We start from the raw sequence: 21,417 nt of genomic DNA on the forward strand, positions 1-21,417 counted from the left end.
AATATTCTTTTTATTTCTGATAAAATTGAGGTATTGTTTAATTGAAAAGGGGATATCATTATGAAATTAGAAACGGAAAGATTATATATAGTACCGTGTACAGAAGAATGGATTCAAATTGCGAATAATCAAGGATACAATAGTGGCCCACATATTGTAGGGCATATAGAAAATGTGAAACGAGATGTGGCTTCATTACCGTGGGGACCGTGGTATGTTATTCGGAAAGAGGATGATGTGGTTCTAGGTGATATAGGATTTAAAGGGAAACCGAATGAGCAACATACGGTAGAAATTGGTTACGGATTTATTGAGAAATATTGGAATAAGGGGTATGCAACAGAAGCAGTTAGTGAATTAATGAAATGGGCTTTTCAAACAGGGGAAGTGAAAACGATTATAGCGGAGACACTCCTTGATAATTATAGCTCCATTCGTGTATTAGAGAAATTACATATGAAAAGAGTAAATAGTACTGAAACGATGGTCAATTGGAAAATAGAAAAATAAAAAATACCGCTCGAAGTAAATCGGGCGGTATTATTATTAATTATGGTAACATTTGTTTTTGATCTTTCGGATAGCCGGCTGTCGATACGTTAGAACGATTGGAATGATTACGAACAGCAATAAAAATAGATATAATAACGACAAGACCAACTGCAACGTAAGAAAGTGAAATAATAGTTGGATCTACTTTAAATGTAGTAAGCAGTGTACGTATATTCGTAAAGATAATAAGTCCGCCAACGAGTACGCCAAGTAAATGAGAAGGAACGATGCGTACTAACCATGCGGCGATTGGTGCGGCAACAATACCACCAAGCATGAGGGCAAATACCCAAACCCAGCTTACTTGTTCCCAGCCAAGTGAAATGAAAAAGCCAATCGTTGCAGCGAGTGAAACAGGAAATTCACTCGTATCTACAGATCCAATAACTTTTCTAGCTTCATTTCCTCTTGCAAGAAGAACAGGTGTCGTAATCGGCCCCCAACCACCGCCGCCAGTTGAATCGACGAATCCAGCGAATAAGCCAAGTGGTACAAGTTGTTTAGCAGACATACGCTTATTTGAAGAAACAATTTGTTTTTGAATGATGAATCGTAATAAAATATAAACCCCTAAAGTAAATAAAAATATGGAAATGTACGGTTTAATTACATCACCAGGTAAATTGCTTAAAAAACATGCCCCAATAAATGCGCCAATTGCTCCTGGTAATGTAAGTCTGGAAACTGTATATTTATCAACGTTTCCAAATTTGATATGAGATGCACCAGAAGCGGCGGTTGTAACGACTTCAGCTAAATGAACTGATGCGGAAGCTACAGCTGGTGCGATACCAAACATTAATAATAGTGAGGTAGACGTTACCCCGTACGCCATACCAAGTGCGCCATCAATCAATTGAGCGAAAAATCCAATAATAGCAAAGACAATTAATTTCTGCATAAATAATCCCCCTGTAATAATAAATGAAAAAGACACTTTTCCCGTATGAGAAAAGTGCCTTTGGTTTTTCCAATCAGCAATAATTAAATTTGTTTTATTATAATACACATTAATCGTATAAATCAACTGGGTTTTAAAATTTTTTGAATTGAACGAAAGAAAAATAAAATATACAATAAAAGGATGGAGAGAAAGGGGAGAAAGACTATGTTAGCATTTGATCATCTCGTTCACGCAGTGCATTGTACACCGGAGGAAGCGGCAAAACAAATGCAGGAGCATGGATTTCATACTGCATTAGGCGGTGAGCATACGACTTGGGGTACTTGGAATAGTTTATGTTATTTTGATTTATCATATATAGAATTTTTAGCAGTTCAGCATGAAGAAAAAGCGAAAGAAGCAGAAAATCCATTAGTACAAGAAACAGTGGTGAAATTAAAAAATGGAGAAGGGATGCTACAAATCGCAATTCGAACAGATGCAATTGAAGAACTAGCAGTTAAATTTAGTAAGCACGGCTTACATACGATAGGACCATTTGAAGGGAAACGGATGAGAAAAGATGGCCGGCTTTTAGAATGGAAAATGTTATTTGTAAAGCAAGAAGAGAATGGACCGAAATTACCATTCTTTATACAGTGGAATGAAACGGATGAAGAAAGAAGAAACGATTTACGTAAAATAGGGACGATCACTGAACATAAAAATAAAGTACAAGAAATTGAAACGATTCATTATACGGTGAAAAATGTTCGAGAAACAGTGCGGAAATGGAAAGAAGTAATGGAGCTAACTGCAAATTCAATCATACAAAATGAAGAATGGAATGCTGAGTGTCAAAGTGTATCGTTTGGTGATGTTCATGTGCAGTTTTGTGAACCAGTTGGAGAAGGGCTAGTACTAGAACGTTTGAAGCATCATGGCGAATATCCATTTGCAGTGGAGTTTAAAGGGGAAAATAAACGAGAGTATGAAGTGTTAGGTAGTTTGTTCGTATATTAATAGAGGTGAGTTTTGTGGAAGAAATGTTAAGGGAGATAGAAAGAAAACTAGAGTGGTCACGTGTTGTAAAATGTACAGCTATTACAAAAGGTTTTTCACATGAAGAGAAGTATAAAATTGACCTAGAGAATCGAGAAACTTATTTTGTAAAAGTGTGTGATTCTTCTAATTATGAACGAAAACAAGAAGAATATATGTATATGAAACAATTGGAGTTATTACATATTCCAACGCCGAAGTTAATTCATTTCATAAAACTTGAGGGATTAAATAAATGTGTTCAAGTATTTGAATGGACCCAAGGTGTAAATGGTGAAGAGAGCTTAAGCAAGCTATCGGTGGAAGAACAGTATAATGCAGGAAGAAAAGCAGGGGAAATATTAAAGAGAATTCACTCGATAGAAAGAGAAAGTGCAAGTAATAAATGGGAAATATTTAGGTGGAATAAGTATGAAAGGTACATAGAGGCATTAGCAGATTATGAGGTGAATTTTCTGGATTTGAAGCCAGTATTAACCTTTGTAGAAAATCATAAAGACTTATTGAAAAATCGGCCTATCACATTTTTACACGATGATTACCATCCAGCAAATAGTATGATTCATAATAATGAATTTATCGTTATCGATTTTAGTGGATATGATTTTGGCGATCCAATACACGATTTTTATAACGTAGCGATTTTTACTACAAGAATAAGCAAACCATTTGCGGTTGGACAAGTTCACGGTTATTGCGGAGGCGATCCGTCAATCCACTTTTGGAAACTGTATTCATTATATGCAGCGATGACATTCCCAGCGGATATCGTATGGACAAACCGAACTACACCACATTTAGTAGAGGATATGAAAGAAAGATTGAACCGAATTATAGAAGATCATAATCATTTTTCATCTTATATTCCAAAATGGTATCAATCACAACATGAGGATATAATAAACAATAAATAACGGAGGGATTCATTTGGATAAAATTGCGGTAATTTCAGATATACATGGTAATATTCCGGCATTAGAATCAGTACTGAAAGATATTAAATTAAGAGGAATTGAACGTATTATTTGTCTTGGAGATTTAGTAGGAAAAGGTCCGCATTCTAGCGAAGTAATTGAAATCGTTCGTAAAGAATGTGAAGGAACCGTAATGGGAAACTGGGATGATTTCATTACAAAACCGACTGAATTTGAATCGTTAAAATGGCATCAAAAACAATTATCAGAAGAACAAAATGACTATTTAAGAAGCTTACCATTTTCAATCGAATTTTTTATGAGCGGCAAACTCATTCGTATGTTCCACGCTTCACCAAGAAGTTTATATGAAAGAATTCAACCACATGCAACAAGAGAAGAGCGTATTAGTATGTTCGAAAATAGTGAGCTCACAGAGAATATAGAAGGGGAAAGAAAACCAGATGTCGTTTGTTACGGTGACGTTCATCAGGCGTATGTGCAAAATTTTAGAGGGAAAACGTTATGTAATGCTGGTAGTGTAGGTAATCCACTTGAAATTACACAAGCTTCCTATTTAATTTTTGAAGGAACATACAATGAAAAAGAAGCAGCAAGCTTTTCGATTCAACTCGTACGTGTACCATATGATATTGAACTAGCCATCCGATTAGCTGAAGAGTTGGATATGCCAGAAATTGAGGAATACAAACAAGAGTTACGGACTGCTTTATATCGAGGTTTTAAGGGGGAATAAGGAAAATATAAATCAATAAAAATATATCTATCATAACTTAAAATATTTCAACGATTTTTTTAATATATCGATTTACCAACAAATAGCGATAAATTTAATTTACTGCAATTATATTATGTAAACAACATACAGGAGGGAATGTCATGCTCCGAAAACAATACATGAAAGAAATTGCTGATCATATTTTAACGTTAAAATTAACCCATCCAATAAGAGTTGGAGTAAATAGTATAACAGCTTCAGGAAAGACAACATTTGCAAACGAACTGGCAGAGGAAATGAAAAATCGGGGAGTGCAAGTAATACGCACCAGCATTGATGATTTTCATAACCCGAGAGTGATTCGTTATGCACAAGGAAAAGAGTCTGCAAGAGGGTATTATGAAGATGCACACGATTATACAGCTTTCAAAGAAAGGCTATTAAAACCTTTAGGACCTAACGGGAATTTACAGTATGAAACGATTTCTCATAACTTAATAACGGACATGCCTGTACATAATACGCCGCTAGTGGCCTCGCCAACTATGGTGCTAATAGTAGATGGAACATTTTTATTGAAAAAAGAAATTGAGTATCTATTTGACTATAAAATTTTCGTAGATACAGATTTTGAGACTGCGAGAAACCGTGGTGCAGAGCGCGAGACTGAGGCTTTTGGAAGTTATGAAGAAGCAGAGAAAATGTTTATAAACAGATATCATGCGGCTTGTAAGATGTATATAGATGAGCATAATCCGAAAGAATGTGCGAATGTTATATTTCAGAATAGTAATTTTGATGATCCGGTAGTTGTATTTAAATGAATTTAAAATCGTTTATATAGCAAAAAGTTCGTGAAAGGGGATGTGTTGGGTGGATAAAAAAGATAATCCGAACGATTGGCCTGTATGGGCGAATGAGTCAGTAGAGATAGTTAATGCAAATCCTGATTGGCAAGATAAAGGACGATGTGAAGAACAGCAACTTTATGAACTGCTTACTCCTCTCGGTATTAGCAAAGTAATACATATAGGAAGTACATCCATACCTGGTTTACCTGCAAAACCTATCATTGATCTAATGGCTGAAACAGACTCATTTGATAGAGTGCTCGATATTTCAGCAAAATTGTCTATATATGATTGGCATTATGTAGGCCCGGAATTAGATGAAAGACCTTGGAGAAGGTTCTTTGTGAAAGTGAAGAATAATAGGCGTGTAGCTCACCTGCATTTAATGGTTAAAGGAACTGAGCGATGGGAGCAACAACTTTTATTTCGTAACCGCTTACGAGAAAATCCACAATTAGTTTATGATTATTCAAATCTGAAACAAGATTTAGCTAAAAGATATAACCAAGATAGAGAAGCATACACAAAAGCTAAAACAGAGTTTATTAAACGAGTTCTAAAATGATTTAATTTTTGATTGTAAATACGTTTGAATACAAATGAAAAAAATACTTTATTTTATAACTTAAACTTACATGAAATGCATGCAAACAAAGTGAGAAGCTTTGGTGTTCCAATGTATTTCCTTTTATTTCTCGGGAGAAATTTATATAATTGAATCAAGTTCATAGAAAGATAGGGACTAAAACTATATTAAAAGTCGACTTAATTTTATGAGGGAAATTACAGGGGATAAGGCGAAAAGAAGTTAAAAAACGTAAAAAGGGGACAGGAAATATAATGACAGGAAATATAATGACAGAAGTACTAGAACTAAAAGAAGAATTACAACAAATTCAAAATAATAATTATGCTGTGCCAGAAGATGTAGATGCATATCCATATGCACAGTGGATGCTAGATTATATCGGATCACCTGATGCTGAATTACGTGATGATTTGATTTATAGTACGCTTCACAAATGGATTACAAATGATGTATTTAGACAAAAAGAATTACGAGGATTAATGTTACAAGCGATTAGTCCTGATTATTTATTTTATAAAATTGGTGAAAAGGGCACAGATTCTGTATTTAAACGTGCGTTCTCCGTATTAATTCCGCCGCTTATTTTATCTGTTCATGAAAGAGAACCACTGTTATCTGAAGAACAACTGTATAGTGTGGCAGAACAAGTTCTGGAATATGTCTATTTAGAAGAAGATGTAAGAGGTTACGTAGAAGGAAAAGGCTGGGCACATTCTACTGCACATGCGGCAGATGCACTAGATGCTTTAGCACGTACAATACAAAATCGTGAGTTTTCATATGCAATACTAGCTGCTGTTCGTCAGAAGGTTCGATTGAATGACTACGTATACATACACTTTGAGGATGAGAGATTAGTAACGCCAATTATGTCGTTGCGTGACCAAAATATTTTAACTGAAGAAGAGTGGAGCAATTGGCTACATAGTATAGCAATTGTTGAAGATATCCCACATCCTCAACATGATATTTTAGTACAAAATATTAGAGCTTTCTTAAGAAGTTTATATTTCAGAGCTTTAGAGAAAGAGGGCGCTACTGCCTTTACAGATGATATATTGGAGACTTTGGAGAAATTGCGTAGATATTAAAAAAGCAGAATATCTAGTCTATCACTAGATTCCATTATAAATGAGCATGTAAGCAAAGAATAAGATTAAAAAACCGATTATACCTGTAGGTTCCCTACAAAAATAATCGGTTTTTTTTAGTTGAATTGAAATTTTAGACTTAAATATACACGAGCTTATATGTAATAACGAATGTATTAAATATGTAGTTGTGGATTTTCCTCATATAAACTATTAACATACTGTTTTAAATTCTTGATGAATAATAGAATCTCTTGACTAGGCATTCTAGCATGTTGAAGATGAAATATGTTTCCTTTTCCGATTTCTAATTCATTTGAAGTCAAAGTAATAGGGATATTCCTAAAGACATGCCATGGAAAATACAAGTGTACAAAAGTTTCTCTAAAATATATACCTGATTGACAAATTAATACTCCATCGGATCCTTTACTCAAATTACCAAGGACAGATGTATCTAAAAAAGCAATGATTTCTTCTTCTTTTGAAACAATGTATCGTGCCCCAATTTCTTTTAATTTTTTGTGTGAAATATGAGTGTCTACAAATAACCCATTATCAGGTTCTAATAATTCATTGTACGTCTCAAACAAAGAACAGGTTGATTTTATCTCATCAACTTTTATAACTGGATGTATATCATTTTGCTTTGAATTTTGGAATGAATTTGTAAGAGTTATAAGTAATTCTTTAAATAACAGTGGAGGATAATCACTTCCGTTAATATTAAAGCTTTTTTGTGCATCAAAAGATAAAAAGCTATCTTTATCAATTTCAATTTTTTGCACTTTATTTAATTGATCCCATTTTATATTTCCTTTACCTAACAGCCAATTTTTCCAGTATAAACCTGAATTTGTAAAGTAAACACCATATTTTCCTGATCCAAACAAGTTACAACTTAAAAAAGCAAAAATTTGGTCATCCGTTGGTATAGAAAAACGTTTTTTGGCAATTGATAAGAAATCTTTAGGGATTTTAGTAACATAAAATCTAGACTGCTGATACTCTAAACAAATATCAGTTAAACGATTAATATCTATATTCAACATAATCATTCTCCATTTCATATTTCTTTTCGATATAAATAAATTATAATATTATCAGGAAAATATTAACACTTAAATTAAGAGATACTCTATAGGATTCTAAAATGAATTTGTATTAGATTGAAAAAATTATGATCCGGGTTATCTCTTTGAGGGAGTGTGTTTTTGTGAACTTGATGGAGGAAGCACATAAAACCAACACCTTCCAAACATACTAATAAAATGTTTTGGAGGTGAGTTTTATGGATAAAAAAGATTTTCAAAAAGTTTATAATGATTATTTACATCAAGGAGAAGAGCAAGCTCAATTTGAAGTAGACCATGAAGTCAATTCAGGAGTAGAACAAATAGTTGCTGTTCGTAAAAATGATGATGGGGATTTGATTGCTTTTAAAACAAGTAGTGGAAGAGAGTTAGATTATATTACTGCTCTTAGTGAAGCAAAATCAGGGAAGTTAGCTCATGTGGACGTATTTCATAAGTATGGTAGGGATATTATACGTAGTGAACCGGATGGAATAAAGGAAAATAACTTAGATAATTTACCTTCATTTTAAACAGGTAAACCTCAAGAAGAGAATGTTCATTTGGATATTCTCTTCTTTGTTTTGCGAAGTTTTCCTTGCAAATAGACGGTTCATTTTTAAAGTGCAATTATACTTTTAAAGAGCGCTCTAAATTTCTCTTTATCTTCTGCTGTAAATGGTTTCGGTCCCTTTGTACGCTTACCGCTTTTTCGAACCATTGCACTTAAATACCGTGTTTGTAACAATTGTTCAATGTTTTCATTCGTATACTTATAGCCTTTATGGTGTAGAACGATACAGCCTTTTGCTAAAGCTAGCGAAGCAAGACCATAATCTTGCGTTACGATTAAATCTTCTTTTTTTGCTAACTGCATAATCCGGTAATCCGCAGCATCTGCTCCGGAATCAACATAAATTGTTTCTACTCCTGATGGCTGTTCCGCATTAGAATAATGAGAAAAGCTAGTAACGAGGGTAACAGGAATTTCAGCATTCGTAGCTTCATAAATAATCACATCTTTTACAGGACAAGCATCTGCATCAACGTAAATTTTCATTTTATCACTCCTAAAACTAGGTTCGAGTTGATGATAATGGTAGATTTTTCTTTTGTCAAACGAGAAAGCTTTATTTAAAGTTATTTTCCACAAACCAAAATAGCCTCACGCAAACGAGAAATACCTTTTTCAATTTGATCAATATTCACTTTCCCGTAAGATAAACGAATATAACCGTCTTTAGCACCGAAAATACTACCCGGCATAAAGGCAATTTCTTGTTTTAAGCTTTGCATAATGAGTTGTTTTTCGTTTATCGGTTCGTTTAATTTTCCCCATATGTATATACCACCGGTTGGGCTTGAGAAAGAGATTTTATCGTGAAGTTGTTCGTTTAGGGCACGAACGATAATGTCTCTTTTTTCTGCTAGTTGTTTTCGTAACGGTACGATATGCGACTGAAATGGTACAGTTTCGAAAAATTGTTGTATAAGCCACTGCGGGAATATACTCATTCCTAATTCCATTTGGTGACGCGCATCTGATAATCGCTCTACGACAGACTGCGGAGCGACAAGCCAGCCAACTCGTAACCCTGGCGCAATCATTTTTGATAAGGAATGAACATAAATGACTGTTCCGTTTTCATCAATCGATTTTAAAGTAGGGCAAGGTTGTTTATTTTCTAACGTAAGTAAACTGGACGGGTCATCTTCAACGATTGCAATTCGTAAGTCCGCACAAAGTGATAAAAGTTTTTTTCTACGGTTTGGATGTAGCATTGTTCCCGTAGGATTTTGGAAATTTGGATTTAAAAAAATCATTTTAATACGATGCTTTCTATACAACTCTTGCACATCATCTGGATTAATACCATGTTCATCGACAGGTAATGGGAAAATACGAATACCTGCTGATTGGAATAGTGGTAATGAGTAACAGTGTGAAGGACTTTCGAAAGCGACTGCATCTCCTGGGTTTAATAAACATTGAACGATAAGGTGGAGTGCTTGTTGGGCACCGGATGTAATCATAATCGATTGTTCGGTCGCTTCAACTTTTAAATATTCCTTCATATATTTTACGACCGCTTGTCTTAGCGGGAGATACCCTTGCGGATGATCGTAACTTAATGACTGTGTTAACGGTTGTTCTCGTAATATCGTTTGAAGTTGATCGTGAGGATAGAGGTTACAACCGAGCTCTCCGTTTGCAAAGTCAATAATGTTTTCATTTTGCTGTACTTCTGCCCGAATATGGCGAAGTAACGGTAAGTTTGGTAAGAAAGTCCCGCCTTCTACGAAACCTCTCCAGTTCGGCGTTAATGTGGGAGAAACACCCCACATATGTGTACTCACACGTGTACCTTTACCAGTTGTACTTTCTACAATTCCCATAGCACGTAGTTCATTATAAGCAGTCGTTACCGTACTGCGGTTTACGTTTAACTGCGTCGCTAATTTCCGTTCTGAAGGGAGGAAGCTACCTGGAGGAAGTTCTCCGTATGTAATACGTTTTTCAATAAAGTCAACAACTTGCTGATAAATAGGGATTTTACTGTCGTTATCTAGCTTCCATTCCATACAAACGCCTCCGCATCTCTTATATACATCAAGTATAACAAATTGGCTGGGTAAAAAAACAGCCAATTGGACGGTGTTATATCCAGCCAATTTTACTATGCTAAATAGGGAAGGGGAGATTCGGATGAAACGATGGCAAATGGAGTGGCTCCTAGTATCAGTAGCATTAGTATGGGGAGCAAATTATACAATTGGAAAGTATGGCGTGGCATATATGTCATCCATTCAATTTAATAGTTTACGATTTTTAGTAGCATCACCGGTATTATTACTTATTACATTTTTAATGGAACGCTCATTACGTATTGAAAGAAAAGATTGGTTACGATTAGTAGCAGTCGGTATCGTTGGTACGGCAATGTATCAAACGATGTTTATGCTATCTGTAAAATATACTTCAGCAACGAACGCCTCATTATTAATTGCGATGTCACCTATTTTTACAGGGATATTAGCAGTATTGCACAAACAAGAACGTTTTTCGATGAAAGTACAAATTGGTTCAATAGTAGCGTTTATTGGTGCAGCATTCGTTTTATTAACAGGGCATACGGGAGGAGCTACATACGAGTATGCGTGGCTCGGAAATGTAATTGGATTAGTCGCAGCAATTGCGTGGGGATGGTATCCCATTTTAGCGCAACCACTTATCACAAAATACTCCGCAATGAGAGTCACATCATGGTCTACTTTAATTGGAATTGTACCTCTCGTTATATACTGTTTATTCAACGTAAATACATTAACGTGGCCAGTAGATACGCCAAGCTGGGGATCACTAGCATATTCAATCGTCTTTGCGACAATCTTCGGACTTGCAATGTGGTATGTCGGTATTAGTAAAATAGGTTCAACGAAAGTAATGGTTTATATGTATCTAGTACCATTGTTCGCAGTTATCTTTGCAGCTGTAACAATTGGAGAGCAAATCAATATGATGCAACTCGTTGGCGGACTTATTATCTTTATCGGCTTATATGTTGTAAAAAAAGGTGGAATGAAAAAGCCAGCTCTCAATTTGAAAAAAGTAAGTTAGTAGTAAAAATGATCTCTTTCATATAGAAGGAGATCATTTTTTATTTCGTAATAAAAGCGCTTGTTTAACAGCCCATTTTTGAACAAGCATTATTAAAAATAACCGCATAGCAACTAGGCCGTAATACATACTGAACAGTAAGCTCTTTATAACTAAATGTAAGTTTTGAAATCATAAAATACGACCTTTCTCTATAAAATACATAAAAGGAATATTAAGGCAAATGTAGAATTATATAAGTATAATCTTATAGGAGTGGAGTGATAACAACATGATAAATCGAAAATGTTCAAGGTGTAAAGAAATAACAGGTACAATACACGGTGGTAAAAAAATTAAGGGAGAATTTTTGTGTGAAGATTGTCTACAAAAAGGAATTGCGAGCGGGGAAATCGAATTATCACAAGTGGAAGAAGAACAAACTTCGTATCTTTCTATAAAAATATTAAAAATAATGAGTGTTATTTATTTAATAGGATCAATTTTAATGGCTTTTTCTGCTGGATCGCTTATACATGATCCAGGATTTGGGGAAGTATCAATTTCAGGATCAGGTGCAGTTGGTGTTATTATTATTGGATCCATATTCCAGTCTGTACTTGTATTTTGCGGTATTTGGGTATTCATCCTATTAGTAGAAACAGTCATTAAAATTTATGAAAAAATGAAGTGAGTGAGAGGGAGAAATACATGCGAGTAAGAAATATTCAAGGGGAAGATTATGTAAATATTCATTCTGTATTAAATGATTGGTGGGGCGGAAGAGATATGGCTAGTATGTTGCCGAAGTTGTTTTTCGTCCATTTTCAAGAAACGAGTTTTATCATTGAAGAAGATGGGAAAACGTTAGGTTTCTTATGTGGATTTTTTTCACAAACGCATAAAGATGAAGCGTACGTTCATTTTATCGGTGTAAATCCGAAGTTTAGACGAAAAGGAATCGCATCGACGTTATATTCTTATTTCTTCGATGTCGCTCGTGCAAATAACCGTAAAGTTGTAAAAGCGATAACGGCACCAGTTAATAAAAAATCAATTGAATTTCATCAAGAAATCGGATTTCAAATTGAAGCTGGGGATGATGAAATAGAAGGTGTATCCGTACATACAAATTATGAGGGGAACGGCGGGAGTAGAGTTTTATTTTTAAAAAATGTGTAAAGTAGGCTAACGTGAAGTTAGTCTTTTTGTTGTGAGGAGGGATAAATATGGAGAGTTCTCAAAGTAGAAACGAGTATTTACGACGTGTTTATAAAGTGCAAGACTATATAGAATCACATATAAATGATTCACTTTCAATTGAAGATTTAGCTAATGTGGCAGGCTTTTCAAAATTTCATTTTCATAGAATTTTTAAAGGGATGATGGATGAGCCGTTATCTCGGTATGTGAATCGTTTGAAATTAGAGAGGGCAACACACCTTCTTACTTATCGTACAGATATGACGATTACAGACATTGCGTATTACTTCGGGTTCACAGATTCAGCAGTTTTCTCCCGGACATTTAAAAGTTATTACGGAGTAAGTCCGTCTCACTATAGAAATCACAATAGCAAGAATTGCAAAGACGTTAGCGAAGATTCTCAATACAATGAGTGTAAGAAGGTTCGAGGAGAGGTCGAAATTGTAACAGCGGACAAAGTAAACGTCGCATACATAAGACATGTAGGTACATATAAAGATTTAGCTATAGATTTTCCAAAAATGATAGAGAAATTATTTCATTACGCAGCGAGGGAAAACTATCATGTATTTGAGGATACGAAAGTATTAACCATTTACCACGATCATCATGAATTTACTGAGGACAATCATTTAAGAACTAGTTTATGTGTAACAATTCCGAATGAGTCCGCAGTAGAAACGAGCGACATTGGAATAATGGTAATACCTTCAGGCAAGTATGCGATAGGTCATTTTGAAATATTCCAAGAGGAATATAAAGGAGCATGGGATTTCTTATACGGTGAATGGCTCCCAAATAGCGGATATAAGCCGAGAGATTCATATCCTTTTGAAATGTATAAAAATGACCCAAGGCAGCACCCGGAAAATAAACATATAGTCGATATATATGTACCTATCGAACCTTTTTAATCATAGATTAAGGGGGAAGAACGATGAAAACAGCTGAACAGTTAGATTGGACTATAAAAGAAAACTATAAAAATATAAATGGTGTATTAGTTGTACAAAAAGGTAATGTAACTTTTGAAAATTATTATAATGGTTACGGTCCAGATGATGCATGTCATGTAGCATCAGTAACAAAAACGATAATCTCTGCGTTAATTGGGATATGTATAGATAAAGGATATATCAAAAGTGTTAATCAAAAAGTAATAGAGTTTTTTCCTGAATATAATCTTAAGGAATCTGAAGTAACAGTTCGGCATCTACTTACAATGACAGCTCCATATCCTTATGTAGACTGGCAGGAACCGTTAGAAGAACTATGTACACAAATGGACTGGGTGAAGTATACGTTAAGTAGGGCAGGAAAAGGTGGAGAAATTGGACCTTTTAAATATTCATCGGCAGGCGCACATGTACTATCAGCGATTATTACGAGTGTAACAGGGAAAAGTGCTCGTGAGTTTGCGAACGAATATCTATTCCAGCCTATCGGCATAAGAGAAATTCCAAACTACAATATGAAAGCATTTGGATTTGATGACTTATTCGGAAAAGATGTCAAAGGGTGGGTTCACGATCCAAACGGTATTTCGACAGGCGGCTGGGGACTAACGTTAACAGCTAGAGATATGGCTAAGTTTGGACAGATGTATTTGAATGAAGGTATTCATAATGGAAAGGAAATTCTTTCAAAATCGTGGGTACAAGAATCAATAGCGATGAATTCAAATCAATACGGTTACTTATGGTGGTTACGAGAAGAAGATGGGGTCTTTTCATACTGTGCCATGGGTGATGGTGGGAATATGATTTGTTGTATTCCGGAGAAGGAATTGGTGGTGGCGATTGCATCTGAGATTATACCGGAAGCGAAGGATATATGGGGGGAGCTAATTTCAAAATATATTCTTTCTAGTGTACAGTCAAATAATTAAATTTAGTTTAAAATATGGTATGAATTGGAATTTTATACCATATTTTTTGCTATTATATATAAGTAAGAGATAGAAAGAGATTTCACTAGATGGATAAAAGACGTTGTTTGAAAGGTGAGGGTATGATGACAAAGTCTAATGTTGTAGAAATCATTTCAGCTTTAGTAGCTATTATCGGTGTGTATGTACTAATAAATGCACCAGAAATGGGGAGTAAGGCAACAAGTGAATCTGTTGCAGAGCAGGGCGGTCATATGGATACAAGTACGTATTTAGCTTTATTACAAGGATACGGAAATTCTTATACAATTCTAGGCGCGACTTGTTTATTTATGGGGTTGCTCAGTTTAATTTCGATCATTTCAATTCAAGTATATAAAAGTAAATAGAGGTTGAAAAAACAATGCTCCTGCCAAATTGACAGGAGCATTGCTCGTATAAATAAGTATTTTCGTAGATGTGTACTTATCACTATGACTTAGTTGAAATGTTTTTTAACCCCTCTTTATCGTCTTCATTACTGTCGAATTCGATAAAAAGTTATGTCACAAGTTGCAAATTTGGATGACGTTATATTAACTATAGAAAAAAATGAAAAATACCCGTAACTTTTTACAAGGGAAAATCGTTAAACAAAAGAAAAGGTTTTTAATCATGCGCTTGATTGAATGGGGGAAAAAGAATGAAGATTCTAATACTGGGCGGTACACGTTTTTTAGGAAGGGCTTTCGTAGAAGAGGCTTTGAATAGAGGGCATGAAGTTACATTATTTAATCGCGGAACAAATAATGAGATTTTTCCTGAAATAGAGCAGTTAATTGGTGATAGAAATGATGATGTTTCAAGTTTAGAAAATCGAAAATGGGATATGGTCATAGATACATGTGGATTTTCTCCTCATCACATTAGGAATGTAGGAGAAGTACTTAAAGATAATATAAAGCACTATACATTCATCTCAAGCCTTTCCGTATATAAAGATTGGATCCCGCATCACATAAAAGAAGATTATAAATTACTACCTGAACCACCAAGTGATAAGGTAAAAGCTGTAGAGAATGGTGAAATATCTCCTTATGAGTATTACGGTGCGCTTAAAGTATTATGTGAAAAAGAAGCAGAGAATTATTGGCCGGGTCGTGTTTTACACGTAAGAGCAGGACTTCTTTCAGGAATGTTTGATTATACTGATCGGCTTCCATACTGGATTGGGCGTGTAGAAAAGGGAGGAAAAGTGTTAGTTCCAGGAAGGAAAGACCGTCCAGTGCAGTTCGTTGATATAAAAGACGTCGCGAGCTTTGGACTAAACATGGCAGAAAACAATAAAGTAGGTACATTTAATGTAACGGGTCCGAAAGATGAGCTGACGATGGAAGAGCTATTAAATACGTGTAAAAAGGTTACAAATAGCGATGCTGCATTCGTTTGGGTTGATGAATCGTTTATGCATGAGAATAAAGTACAGCCATGGACGGAAATGCCATTGTGGCTTCCCGAAACTTTTGCTTTAGAAGGTGAAACAGATCCGTGGAAAGGTGGATTCTCTATTAATATAGAGAGCGCAGTTAAAGAGGGTCTTACTTTTAGAAGGTTAGAAGATACTGTTACAGACGTGTATGCGTGGATGAAAGAGATGCAAGGAAGGGAATTAAAGGCAGGTATTTCAGGTGAGAGGGAGAGAGTATTAATAGAGAAGTGGTATAAAGAAGGGCAAACAAGGGTACTTTTAGAATGATTTGATTTTAAAGGATGTTATAATTTATTGTATATATCATTATTCTAGAAGATATTCTATAAATTTCTAAACTATAGTAATTATTATGAATAGAAAAGAGCACACTTATTCATAGCGAAAGTGTGCTCTTTTCCTTACTTATATTGTGATGGTGAAATGCGGTCTAGCCATAGTATGCCATCGTACTGTTCAATCGGCCTCAAAATTTCTTCGGATTTTTTAACGCCCCAGTGTCTTGCGGTAGTAGGAGTAAACATCCAAGATGTTTCAGGGCGATTGCTTTCTCCTTTTAAATTAACAAATACATTAGGATTTTGAGATGTTCGTAATATATTCTCGATACTTTGTTCAGCATGGTCTGTATCTATAGGGACTATTTTATTAAGGTCACTACTATCCCAACTATTTCCGCTATATGCATATACACCAATTGTGTACATTTGATCTTTTATCCGTTGAGGTAAATAATCAATCATATTGGGTGCTTTCAAATTGTTTTGTTGGAATTTGAACAAGTCGAGTATCATTTTTGAATTTTGTTTTCGGATATGGTAGTTATGTCCCCATACAATGATTTTTTTATTTTTGTATTGAATATCACTTAACCAAGCTAAAGATTGTCCCATCTTTTGATCTCGAATATAAAGAGATAGATCTGTAAGTTTAAAGTTTGTTGGATAAATAAAGTTTTTTTCTTTTACAGTAGCATCTTGGAGTGTTTTAATTGTATCAATGCGTATACTGATAGTCTTTTCTAATAGATTTACATCGTATGTATTTGATGGAGCTATCTTATTTAATTCGGCTTTATGTTGTTGAACAAACGTTTTAATTTTTTCATATTTCGCTATTACTTGCTGAACGTCCGCTTTATATTGTTCGTAGGGGTACTTATTATCTATAGATTCAATTTTCTCCTCTATATTGAGTAATTCTTTATGAGCTATTTCTATATCATTAGCAATTTCAGGATTAATTTTTTCTAACCATTCTTTTGCAAACTCAGGGAAATAAGAATACCATCTGAATTGAGTATCAAACCCTGTTAATATAAGAGGTGTTCCTTTTTCCTTTTGATCTTTTATATATTGAAAGAGCGCCAATATTTCTTCAGTATGCCAAACACCGTATAAAGATTTTTTCATAGCCTGCAAAGCAGTTAATTGGTCGAGATTTTGATTTACAGCATTTGCCTCCGCAAATCCTGTTTCAAATGCAATTACATCATATCCCATTTCTTCATGTAAATACTTAATCATACGTACTTTTGATTGGTTTATTTCCTTAGCACCATGTGTACTTTCACCCAGCAGAACAATTCGTTTATCCTTTATTTTTTCTTTTAAAAAGGATAAATCTTCATTTGTCTGTGCGTTTGGTTCGTTTAATTTTTGTGCATTTTCCTTTATCCATTCTTCCCATTTGGGCTGATCTTTCGGCTTCTCTTCAGCAGAAATCACAGATGTAAATGCTGTGAAAGCTAGAAGAGAAGTAACCATTCCTATTTTCCGCTTAGTAAACACATATTTCCCCCCCATGAAACAATTTTATTTTTTAATAGCGGTAGATACATCCAAATATCTACTGTTCTTCCACATATTTATATTAATTGATAATAACAAAAGAAACAATAAAAAAATTGAGAATATTCAAACTGGAATTAGATGATGAAGATTATTATTTTTATAAATTACTACGAGGTAGTTAACAACAAATAATGAATCAATAGTTAGAATAGTGGTTTTTATCTAAAAACATTGAAAGACTTGAGTGGATTTAGTAACCTTAATTTATAAATAATAGAGTGTAATTAGGTTAAGTGCATGTGAAAAAAGTTTTTTAGTGTACTTACTTGTAATTACAATTGCTTAATATCATAATCCAAAACTATATAAAGGTGGTACAAAATTGTGGATCTTACACTTAAAGTAGAAGAAACATGTTTTAATTACCGAGTCGGAGCAATTTGTAAATATGATAATAAAATACTTATCCTTCAAGATGAAGGTGAAGAGTATTGGTACGTACCAGGCGGAAGAGTGAAAATGCTAGAAAATAGTGAAGATGCGTTAAAACGAGAGCTTGCAGAAGAACTAGGCGTACCTATTGAAGTGAAGAGATTAATATGGTCAGTAGAAAACTTCTTTACACTTTCTGAGCGAAAGTTTCATGAGATTAGTTTTTATTATGAAGTAGAATTGCATGAATTACCTGCAAATGGGGCGGATCAATATATTCTTGAAGAAGAAGGTAGAAAATATTTATTTAAGTGGGTGCCGGTAGAAGAGTTAGATGCATATAACTTACAGCCAGCGTTTATAAAAGATAAAGTAAAGGATGTATCAGTTCATACAGAACATATCGTGTTACAAAAGTAAGCGTGCTTGGAGGGGAAAACGGTGAAGGGGACTAAAAAAGAGATACATATAGATGATAAAGTCATTCGTTACACACATATCGAAAAAGGTTCTAATACAATTTGTTTTATGTTCTCAGGTTCAGGCTACAATTATGACAAGCCGTTATTTTATTATGCAACGATGCTTATGCTTGAAAATAAAATAGATGTAGTACATATTCATTATTCCTACGATGGACAATTAATGGAAAAACCAATGGAAGAAGTAACGAAAGTAATGGTGGATGATATTAATCCTATCATTAATGAAGTGCTAAGAAATGGACAATACAACGATTCGATGTTTTTAGGAAAATCACTCGGAACAATCCCGATTGCGAATGATTTAATGAAGAGAGAAGAATACTTACAGTCAAAAATGATATTACTTACACCTTTATTGACGTTTGATTCGATTTTTGATTCGATCTTACATAGTCGTCACGACGGGCTTTTAGTAATTGGAGATAAAGATCATCAATACAATGCAGGTCAAATTGAGCAATTAGATCAATCGAATTTAAAAATCGAGGTTGTGAAGAACGCAAATCATTCTGTAAATATTGGGGGATTTGAAACGGAAAATTCAATTGAAGCTATAGCGAAAGTAATAGAAAAACTTAAAGAAGTTGTTAGGACAAATTAATTTAAGTTTCAATACATGCAAAAAGAGGTGCAATTTGCACCTCTTTTTTATTTAATAAGCCTTCAACACATGAAGTAAATAATCTTTCCGATTTAGCGGATTAAAGTCAACACGTTTTCGAGTAGGGAAGGGAGCCGTCAGCTTTGTGAAACCAGTTGGCTTTGTTATAAAGATACCTTCTCCTTCAGTAAATGAATGGAGCATTCGTTTAAAATCCTCTATTTTTGCAACAGGTAATGATCCTGTTAAATGGTAAGAATCATTATGCAACGTAGGCTCTGCAAAAGTTGCTGGAATAGCAGCAAGCTTGTACATTGCGGTACTAATTGCGTGCTCCGGTACAGTTAATTCGAACTCGTTTACTGGTTCAAATGCACATGTTTCAGCGTGCTTTAAAGCATCCATTAAAACGAGTGGTGTTAAATTTCTAAAGTCACTTGCTGTTGTAACAGGGCTTGCATAACCAGTATGTGTTAACGTGACGATAATGTCCGTAACTTCCCATCCGTACAAACCTTGTTTTAACGTTTGAAATACAGTATCTTCAATCGCTTTATGAAATGCTAAAGGCAATGATCCAAGCTCAACACCTAACTTATATGTTATGCCAGAATTCAGTTCACCACGTTCAACTTTGAAGCCGATTGTCGCGTAAAATGGATTCGTTTTTTCTCCCATTAATTCAGCAGAATTCCCAATGCCAATTGGTTTCTCAATACATACAACCCGCGTATTTGAGAAAGTAACCTGCAAATTATATTTCTCAAAAAGTGTTGTTTCAATTACTTCTTTTTGTACTTCCCCGAAAAGGCGAATATATAGTTCATTATGAATATCATCTTTCCACACTTTAATGAGCGGATCTTCTTCGCATAGCTCCATAAGTGCAGCGTATAGATCATGAATTCGCTCTTTAGGTACTGCTTCAATAGCAGCTTCCATTTGCGGTTCGGCAAAGTGAATATCTTTTATATAATCCGTCCACTCACCGATAATATCACCAATTTTGATATTCGTAAGTCCCCATACTTTGCAAAACTCTCCACTATGAACAGTAGAGGCTTGAACTGCATTTCCATTATGAAATATGCACATTTTTTTAATCTTTTCCTTATGTGGTAGAGACTCACTACGCTGAATATCAACATATTTTCTAACGTGTAAACAACCAGAAAATAGTCTTACGTAAGCAATCTTTTCGCCAGAAGATTCACGTTCAATTTTAAAAACAACACCGGATAATGTTTCATCTTGTGCCGATTTAGTAGCTGGAATTAAGGATGAAATATTTTTAAGTAATTCAGTTACTCCTATACCTGTCATTGCTGAACCAAAAAAGATAGGAAACACATTTGCTTGCAGTATTTGCTTTTCGAGTTCTTTTCTTAATAGTGCATCCGGTATTATTTCGTTATTTACATATGACTCAAGCAATGATTCGTTAAATGGTGCTAATCGTTCCATACAATCGTCATAGGATTTATATTCAATAATCCGTACTTCCTTTGTACCTTCGTTTTCTACAGAGTAGAAGGGGTATGCTTCATTTGAAAGAAGCTCTTTTATTTGTTTCACAACTTTTTCAGTATTTGCGCCACTACGGTCTATTTTATTAACAAATAATATAGTAGGTATGTTTAATTTCTGTAATGTCCGCATTAAAATCTTCGTTTGTGCTTGCACACCTTCAACGGCAGATATAACTAAAATGGCACCGTCTAAAACACGGAATGATCGCTCCACTTCAGCGATAAAATCAGCATGTCCAGGTGTATCAATAACATTTACTTTTAAATCATCAATAAAGAAAGAAACGACAGATGCTTTAATCGTAATTCCGCGTTGTCTTTCTAATTCCATTGAGTCAGTTTGCGTATTGCCACTATCTACTCGGCCAACTTCTTTAATCACATTCGTTTCATAAAGAATACGCTCAGTCAAACTCGTCTTGCCAGCATCTACGTGCGCGACAATCCCTATATTTATTGTTGTCATATATAAATATCCTCATTTCATTTTCCATTTTCATTTCCTCATTTCTATTTGTGTATTGCCGCATTACAATCACTCTCCAGTCATTTGAATTATTACTATTATAATGTAATTTACATTTTTTGTAACGCGACAAAGCGCCTTAATTTGGAAAAAATAAAAATGAAAACAAAATGCTTGCATTATAAATCGATATAGAT

General features: G+C 34.6%; 23 protein-coding genes and 1 pseudogene. 17 read left to right on the forward strand and 7 right to left on the reverse strand.

The annotated features are described in order from the left end of the window. Positions 1-60 precede the first annotated feature (60 nt). A complete protein-coding gene (locus AC0IXC_RS02110) occupies positions 61-510 on the forward strand; it encodes a GNAT family N-acetyltransferase (protein ID WP_471652520.1) in 450 nt (149 codons plus the stop codon). Between the two features lie 40 nt (positions 511-550). Here the strand turns inward: AC0IXC_RS02110 and AC0IXC_RS02115 are convergent, their stop codons facing one another. Further along, positions 551-1,453, reverse strand: coding sequence for a sulfite exporter TauE/SafE family protein (locus tag AC0IXC_RS02115; RefSeq protein ID WP_002127976.1), 903 nt, complete (start codon positions 1,451-1,453; stop codon positions 551-553). Positions 1,454-1,660: 207 nt separating this feature from the next. Here AC0IXC_RS02115 and AC0IXC_RS02120 point away from each other — a divergent pair, with 207 nt between their 5' ends. The 6 genes from AC0IXC_RS02120 (at position 1,661) to AC0IXC_RS02145 (ending at position 6,681) form a co-directional block, all read left to right on the forward strand. Further along, positions 1,661-2,458, forward strand: a complete 798-nt coding sequence (locus AC0IXC_RS02120; RefSeq protein ID WP_002032964.1) for a VOC family protein — start codon at positions 1,661-1,663, stop codon at positions 2,456-2,458. Between the two features lie 14 nt (positions 2,459-2,472). After that, positions 2,473-3,411, forward strand: coding sequence for an aminoglycoside phosphotransferase family protein (locus tag AC0IXC_RS02125; protein WP_471652521.1), 939 nt, complete (start codon positions 2,473-2,475; stop codon positions 3,409-3,411). A 13-nt stretch (positions 3,412-3,424) separates the two neighbouring features. Continuing rightward, complete coding sequence (locus tag AC0IXC_RS02130; protein WP_471652522.1) at positions 3,425-4,168, forward strand: metallophosphoesterase family protein; 744 nt, start codon at positions 3,425-3,427, stop codon at positions 4,166-4,168. Between the two features lie 143 nt (positions 4,169-4,311). Beyond that, positions 4,312-4,974: a hypothetical protein gene (locus AC0IXC_RS02135; RefSeq protein WP_471652523.1), complete on the forward strand. Its 663-nt coding sequence runs from the start codon at positions 4,312-4,314 to the stop codon at positions 4,972-4,974. Between the two features lie 49 nt (positions 4,975-5,023). Continuing rightward, positions 5,024-5,566, forward strand: a complete 543-nt coding sequence (locus AC0IXC_RS02140; RefSeq protein WP_002142334.1) for a GrpB family protein — start codon at positions 5,024-5,026, stop codon at positions 5,564-5,566. Between the two features lie 290 nt (positions 5,567-5,856). Then, on the forward strand, positions 5,857-6,681 hold the full coding sequence (locus AC0IXC_RS02145; protein WP_471652768.1) for a DUF2785 domain-containing protein: 825 nt from the start codon (positions 5,857-5,859) through the stop codon (positions 6,679-6,681). Positions 6,682-6,857: 176 nt separating this feature from the next. On the opposite strand, the gene AC0IXC_RS02150 is transcribed toward AC0IXC_RS02145, so the two are convergent. Then, positions 6,858-7,733: a hypothetical protein gene (locus AC0IXC_RS02150; RefSeq protein WP_002127971.1), complete on the reverse strand. Its 876-nt coding sequence runs from the start codon at positions 7,731-7,733 to the stop codon at positions 6,858-6,860. Between the two features lie 239 nt (positions 7,734-7,972). On the opposite strand from AC0IXC_RS02150, the gene AC0IXC_RS02155 reads away from it, so the two are divergent. After that, entirely contained in the window at positions 7,973-8,287 is a 315-nt protein-coding gene (locus AC0IXC_RS02155; protein ID WP_353825166.1) for a DUF3892 domain-containing protein, read from the forward strand. 86 nt (positions 8,288-8,373) lie between these two features. Here AC0IXC_RS02155 and AC0IXC_RS02160 read toward each other — a convergent pair whose 3' ends face one another. Continuing rightward, on the reverse strand, positions 8,374-8,814 hold the full coding sequence (locus tag AC0IXC_RS02160; protein WP_000708786.1) for a YaiI/YqxD family protein: 441 nt from the start codon (positions 8,812-8,814) through the stop codon (positions 8,374-8,376). Positions 8,815-8,894: 80 nt separating this feature from the next. Beyond that, entirely contained in the window at positions 8,895-10,337 is a 1,443-nt protein-coding gene (gene pdxR / locus AC0IXC_RS02165; protein WP_215552106.1) for a MocR-like pyridoxine biosynthesis transcription factor PdxR, read from the reverse strand. A gap of 124 nt (positions 10,338-10,461) precedes the next feature. On the opposite strand from pdxR, the gene AC0IXC_RS02170 reads away from it, so the two are divergent. Then, positions 10,462-11,373, forward strand: coding sequence for a DMT family transporter (locus AC0IXC_RS02170; protein ID WP_341085681.1), 912 nt, complete (start codon positions 10,462-10,464; stop codon positions 11,371-11,373). Positions 11,374-11,446: 73 nt separating this feature from the next. On the opposite strand, the pseudogene AC0IXC_RS02175 reads toward AC0IXC_RS02170, so the two are convergent. Continuing rightward, positions 11,447-11,548, reverse strand: a pseudogene (locus AC0IXC_RS02175) (NUDIX hydrolase); the annotation flags it as partial. A 96-nt stretch (positions 11,549-11,644) separates the two neighbouring features. On the opposite strand from AC0IXC_RS02175, the gene AC0IXC_RS02180 reads away from it, so the two are divergent. The 6 genes from AC0IXC_RS02180 to AC0IXC_RS02205 all read left to right on the forward strand — a co-directional run bounded on the left by AC0IXC_RS02180 (position 11,645) and on the right by AC0IXC_RS02205 (position 16,181). After that, on the forward strand, positions 11,645-12,046 hold the full coding sequence (locus AC0IXC_RS02180) for a DUF3980 domain-containing protein (RefSeq protein WP_193654339.1): 402 nt from the start codon (positions 11,645-11,647) through the stop codon (positions 12,044-12,046). 17 nt (positions 12,047-12,063) lie between these two features. Then, positions 12,064-12,534, forward strand: a complete 471-nt coding sequence (locus tag AC0IXC_RS02185) for a GNAT family N-acetyltransferase (protein ID WP_193654340.1) — start codon at positions 12,064-12,066, stop codon at positions 12,532-12,534. A gap of 47 nt (positions 12,535-12,581) precedes the next feature. After that, positions 12,582-13,472 (forward strand): AraC family transcriptional regulator, encoded by an 891-nt coding sequence (locus tag AC0IXC_RS02190; RefSeq protein ID WP_215589833.1) that lies wholly within the window; start codon positions 12,582-12,584, stop codon positions 13,470-13,472. 23 nt (positions 13,473-13,495) lie between these two features. Next, a complete protein-coding gene (locus AC0IXC_RS02195) occupies positions 13,496-14,446 on the forward strand; it encodes a serine hydrolase domain-containing protein (RefSeq protein WP_471652525.1) in 951 nt (316 codons plus the stop codon). Positions 14,447-14,535: 89 nt separating this feature from the next. Continuing rightward, positions 14,536-14,835, forward strand: coding sequence for a hypothetical protein (locus AC0IXC_RS02200; protein ID WP_000361375.1), 300 nt, complete (start codon positions 14,536-14,538; stop codon positions 14,833-14,835). 293 nt (positions 14,836-15,128) lie between these two features. Next, positions 15,129-16,181, forward strand: a complete 1,053-nt coding sequence (locus tag AC0IXC_RS02205) for an SDR family oxidoreductase (protein ID WP_341085684.1) — start codon at positions 15,129-15,131, stop codon at positions 16,179-16,181. A 134-nt stretch (positions 16,182-16,315) separates the two neighbouring features. Here the strand turns inward: AC0IXC_RS02205 and AC0IXC_RS02210 are convergent, their stop codons facing one another. Then, positions 16,316-17,704, reverse strand: coding sequence for an erythromycin esterase family protein (locus AC0IXC_RS02210; RefSeq protein WP_471652527.1), 1,389 nt, complete (start codon positions 17,702-17,704; stop codon positions 16,316-16,318). Positions 17,705-18,091: 387 nt separating this feature from the next. On the opposite strand from AC0IXC_RS02210, the gene AC0IXC_RS02215 reads away from it, so the two are divergent. After that, positions 18,092-18,559 carry an NUDIX hydrolase gene (locus AC0IXC_RS02215; protein ID WP_341085685.1) on the forward strand — a complete coding sequence of 156 codons (468 nt, stop codon included), beginning with the start codon at positions 18,092-18,094 and terminating at the stop codon, positions 18,557-18,559. Positions 18,560-18,580: 21 nt separating this feature from the next. After that, complete coding sequence (locus tag AC0IXC_RS02220; protein ID WP_088009400.1) at positions 18,581-19,225, forward strand: alpha/beta hydrolase; 645 nt, start codon at positions 18,581-18,583, stop codon at positions 19,223-19,225. A 51-nt stretch (positions 19,226-19,276) separates the two neighbouring features. On the opposite strand, the gene AC0IXC_RS02225 is transcribed toward AC0IXC_RS02220, so the two are convergent. Continuing rightward, positions 19,277-21,220: an elongation factor G gene (locus AC0IXC_RS02225; RefSeq protein ID WP_215589827.1), complete on the reverse strand. Its 1,944-nt coding sequence runs from the start codon at positions 21,218-21,220 to the stop codon at positions 19,277-19,279. Positions 21,221-21,417: the final 197 nt, after the last annotated feature.

It is taken from the genome of Bacillus sp. AC266, from assembly GCF_979253805.1.

Excerpts from the sequence above, each read along its gene's own strand:
- AC0IXC_RS02120 (WP_002032964.1), top strand. The coding sequence starts at position 1,661 with ATGTTAGCATTTGATCATCTCGTTCACGCAGTGCATTGTACACCGGAG.
- AC0IXC_RS02190 (WP_215589833.1), top strand. The coding sequence starts at position 12,582 with ATGGAGAGTTCTCAAAGTAGAAACGAGTATTTACGACGTGTTTATAAA.
- AC0IXC_RS02110 (WP_471652520.1), top strand. The coding sequence starts at position 61 with ATGAAATTAGAAACGGAAAGATTATATATAGTACCGTGTACAGAAGAA.
- AC0IXC_RS02185 (WP_193654340.1), top strand. The coding sequence starts at position 12,064 with ATGCGAGTAAGAAATATTCAAGGGGAAGATTATGTAAATATTCATTCT.
- AC0IXC_RS02145 (WP_471652768.1), top strand. The coding sequence starts at position 5,857 with ATGACAGAAGTACTAGAACTAAAAGAAGAATTACAACAAATTCAAAAT.
- AC0IXC_RS02195 (WP_471652525.1), top strand. The coding sequence starts at position 13,496 with ATGAAAACAGCTGAACAGTTAGATTGGACTATAAAAGAAAACTATAAA.
- AC0IXC_RS02115 (WP_002127976.1), bottom strand. The coding sequence starts at position 1,453 with ATGCAGAAATTAATTGTCTTTGCTATTATTGGATTTTTCGCTCAATTG.
- AC0IXC_RS02150 (WP_002127971.1), bottom strand. The coding sequence starts at position 7,733 with ATGTTGAATATAGATATTAATCGTTTAACTGATATTTGTTTAGAGTAT.
- AC0IXC_RS02135 (WP_471652523.1), top strand. The coding sequence starts at position 4,312 with ATGCTCCGAAAACAATACATGAAAGAAATTGCTGATCATATTTTAACG.
- AC0IXC_RS02205 (WP_341085684.1), top strand. The coding sequence starts at position 15,129 with ATGAAGATTCTAATACTGGGCGGTACACGTTTTTTAGGAAGGGCTTTC.
- pdxR (WP_215552106.1), bottom strand. The coding sequence starts at position 10,337 with ATGGAATGGAAGCTAGATAACGACAGTAAAATCCCTATTTATCAGCAA.
- AC0IXC_RS02200 (WP_000361375.1), top strand. The coding sequence starts at position 14,536 with ATGGATAAAAGACGTTGTTTGAAAGGTGAGGGTATGATGACAAAGTCT.
- AC0IXC_RS02160 (WP_000708786.1), bottom strand. The coding sequence starts at position 8,814 with ATGAAAATTTACGTTGATGCAGATGCTTGTCCTGTAAAAGATGTGATT.
- AC0IXC_RS02155 (WP_353825166.1), top strand. The coding sequence starts at position 7,973 with ATGGATAAAAAAGATTTTCAAAAAGTTTATAATGATTATTTACATCAA.
- AC0IXC_RS02170 (WP_341085681.1), top strand. The coding sequence starts at position 10,462 with ATGAAACGATGGCAAATGGAGTGGCTCCTAGTATCAGTAGCATTAGTA.
- AC0IXC_RS02180 (WP_193654339.1), top strand. The coding sequence starts at position 11,645 with ATGATAAATCGAAAATGTTCAAGGTGTAAAGAAATAACAGGTACAATA.
- AC0IXC_RS02225 (WP_215589827.1), bottom strand. The coding sequence starts at position 21,220 with ATGACAACAATAAATATAGGGATTGTCGCGCACGTAGATGCTGGCAAG.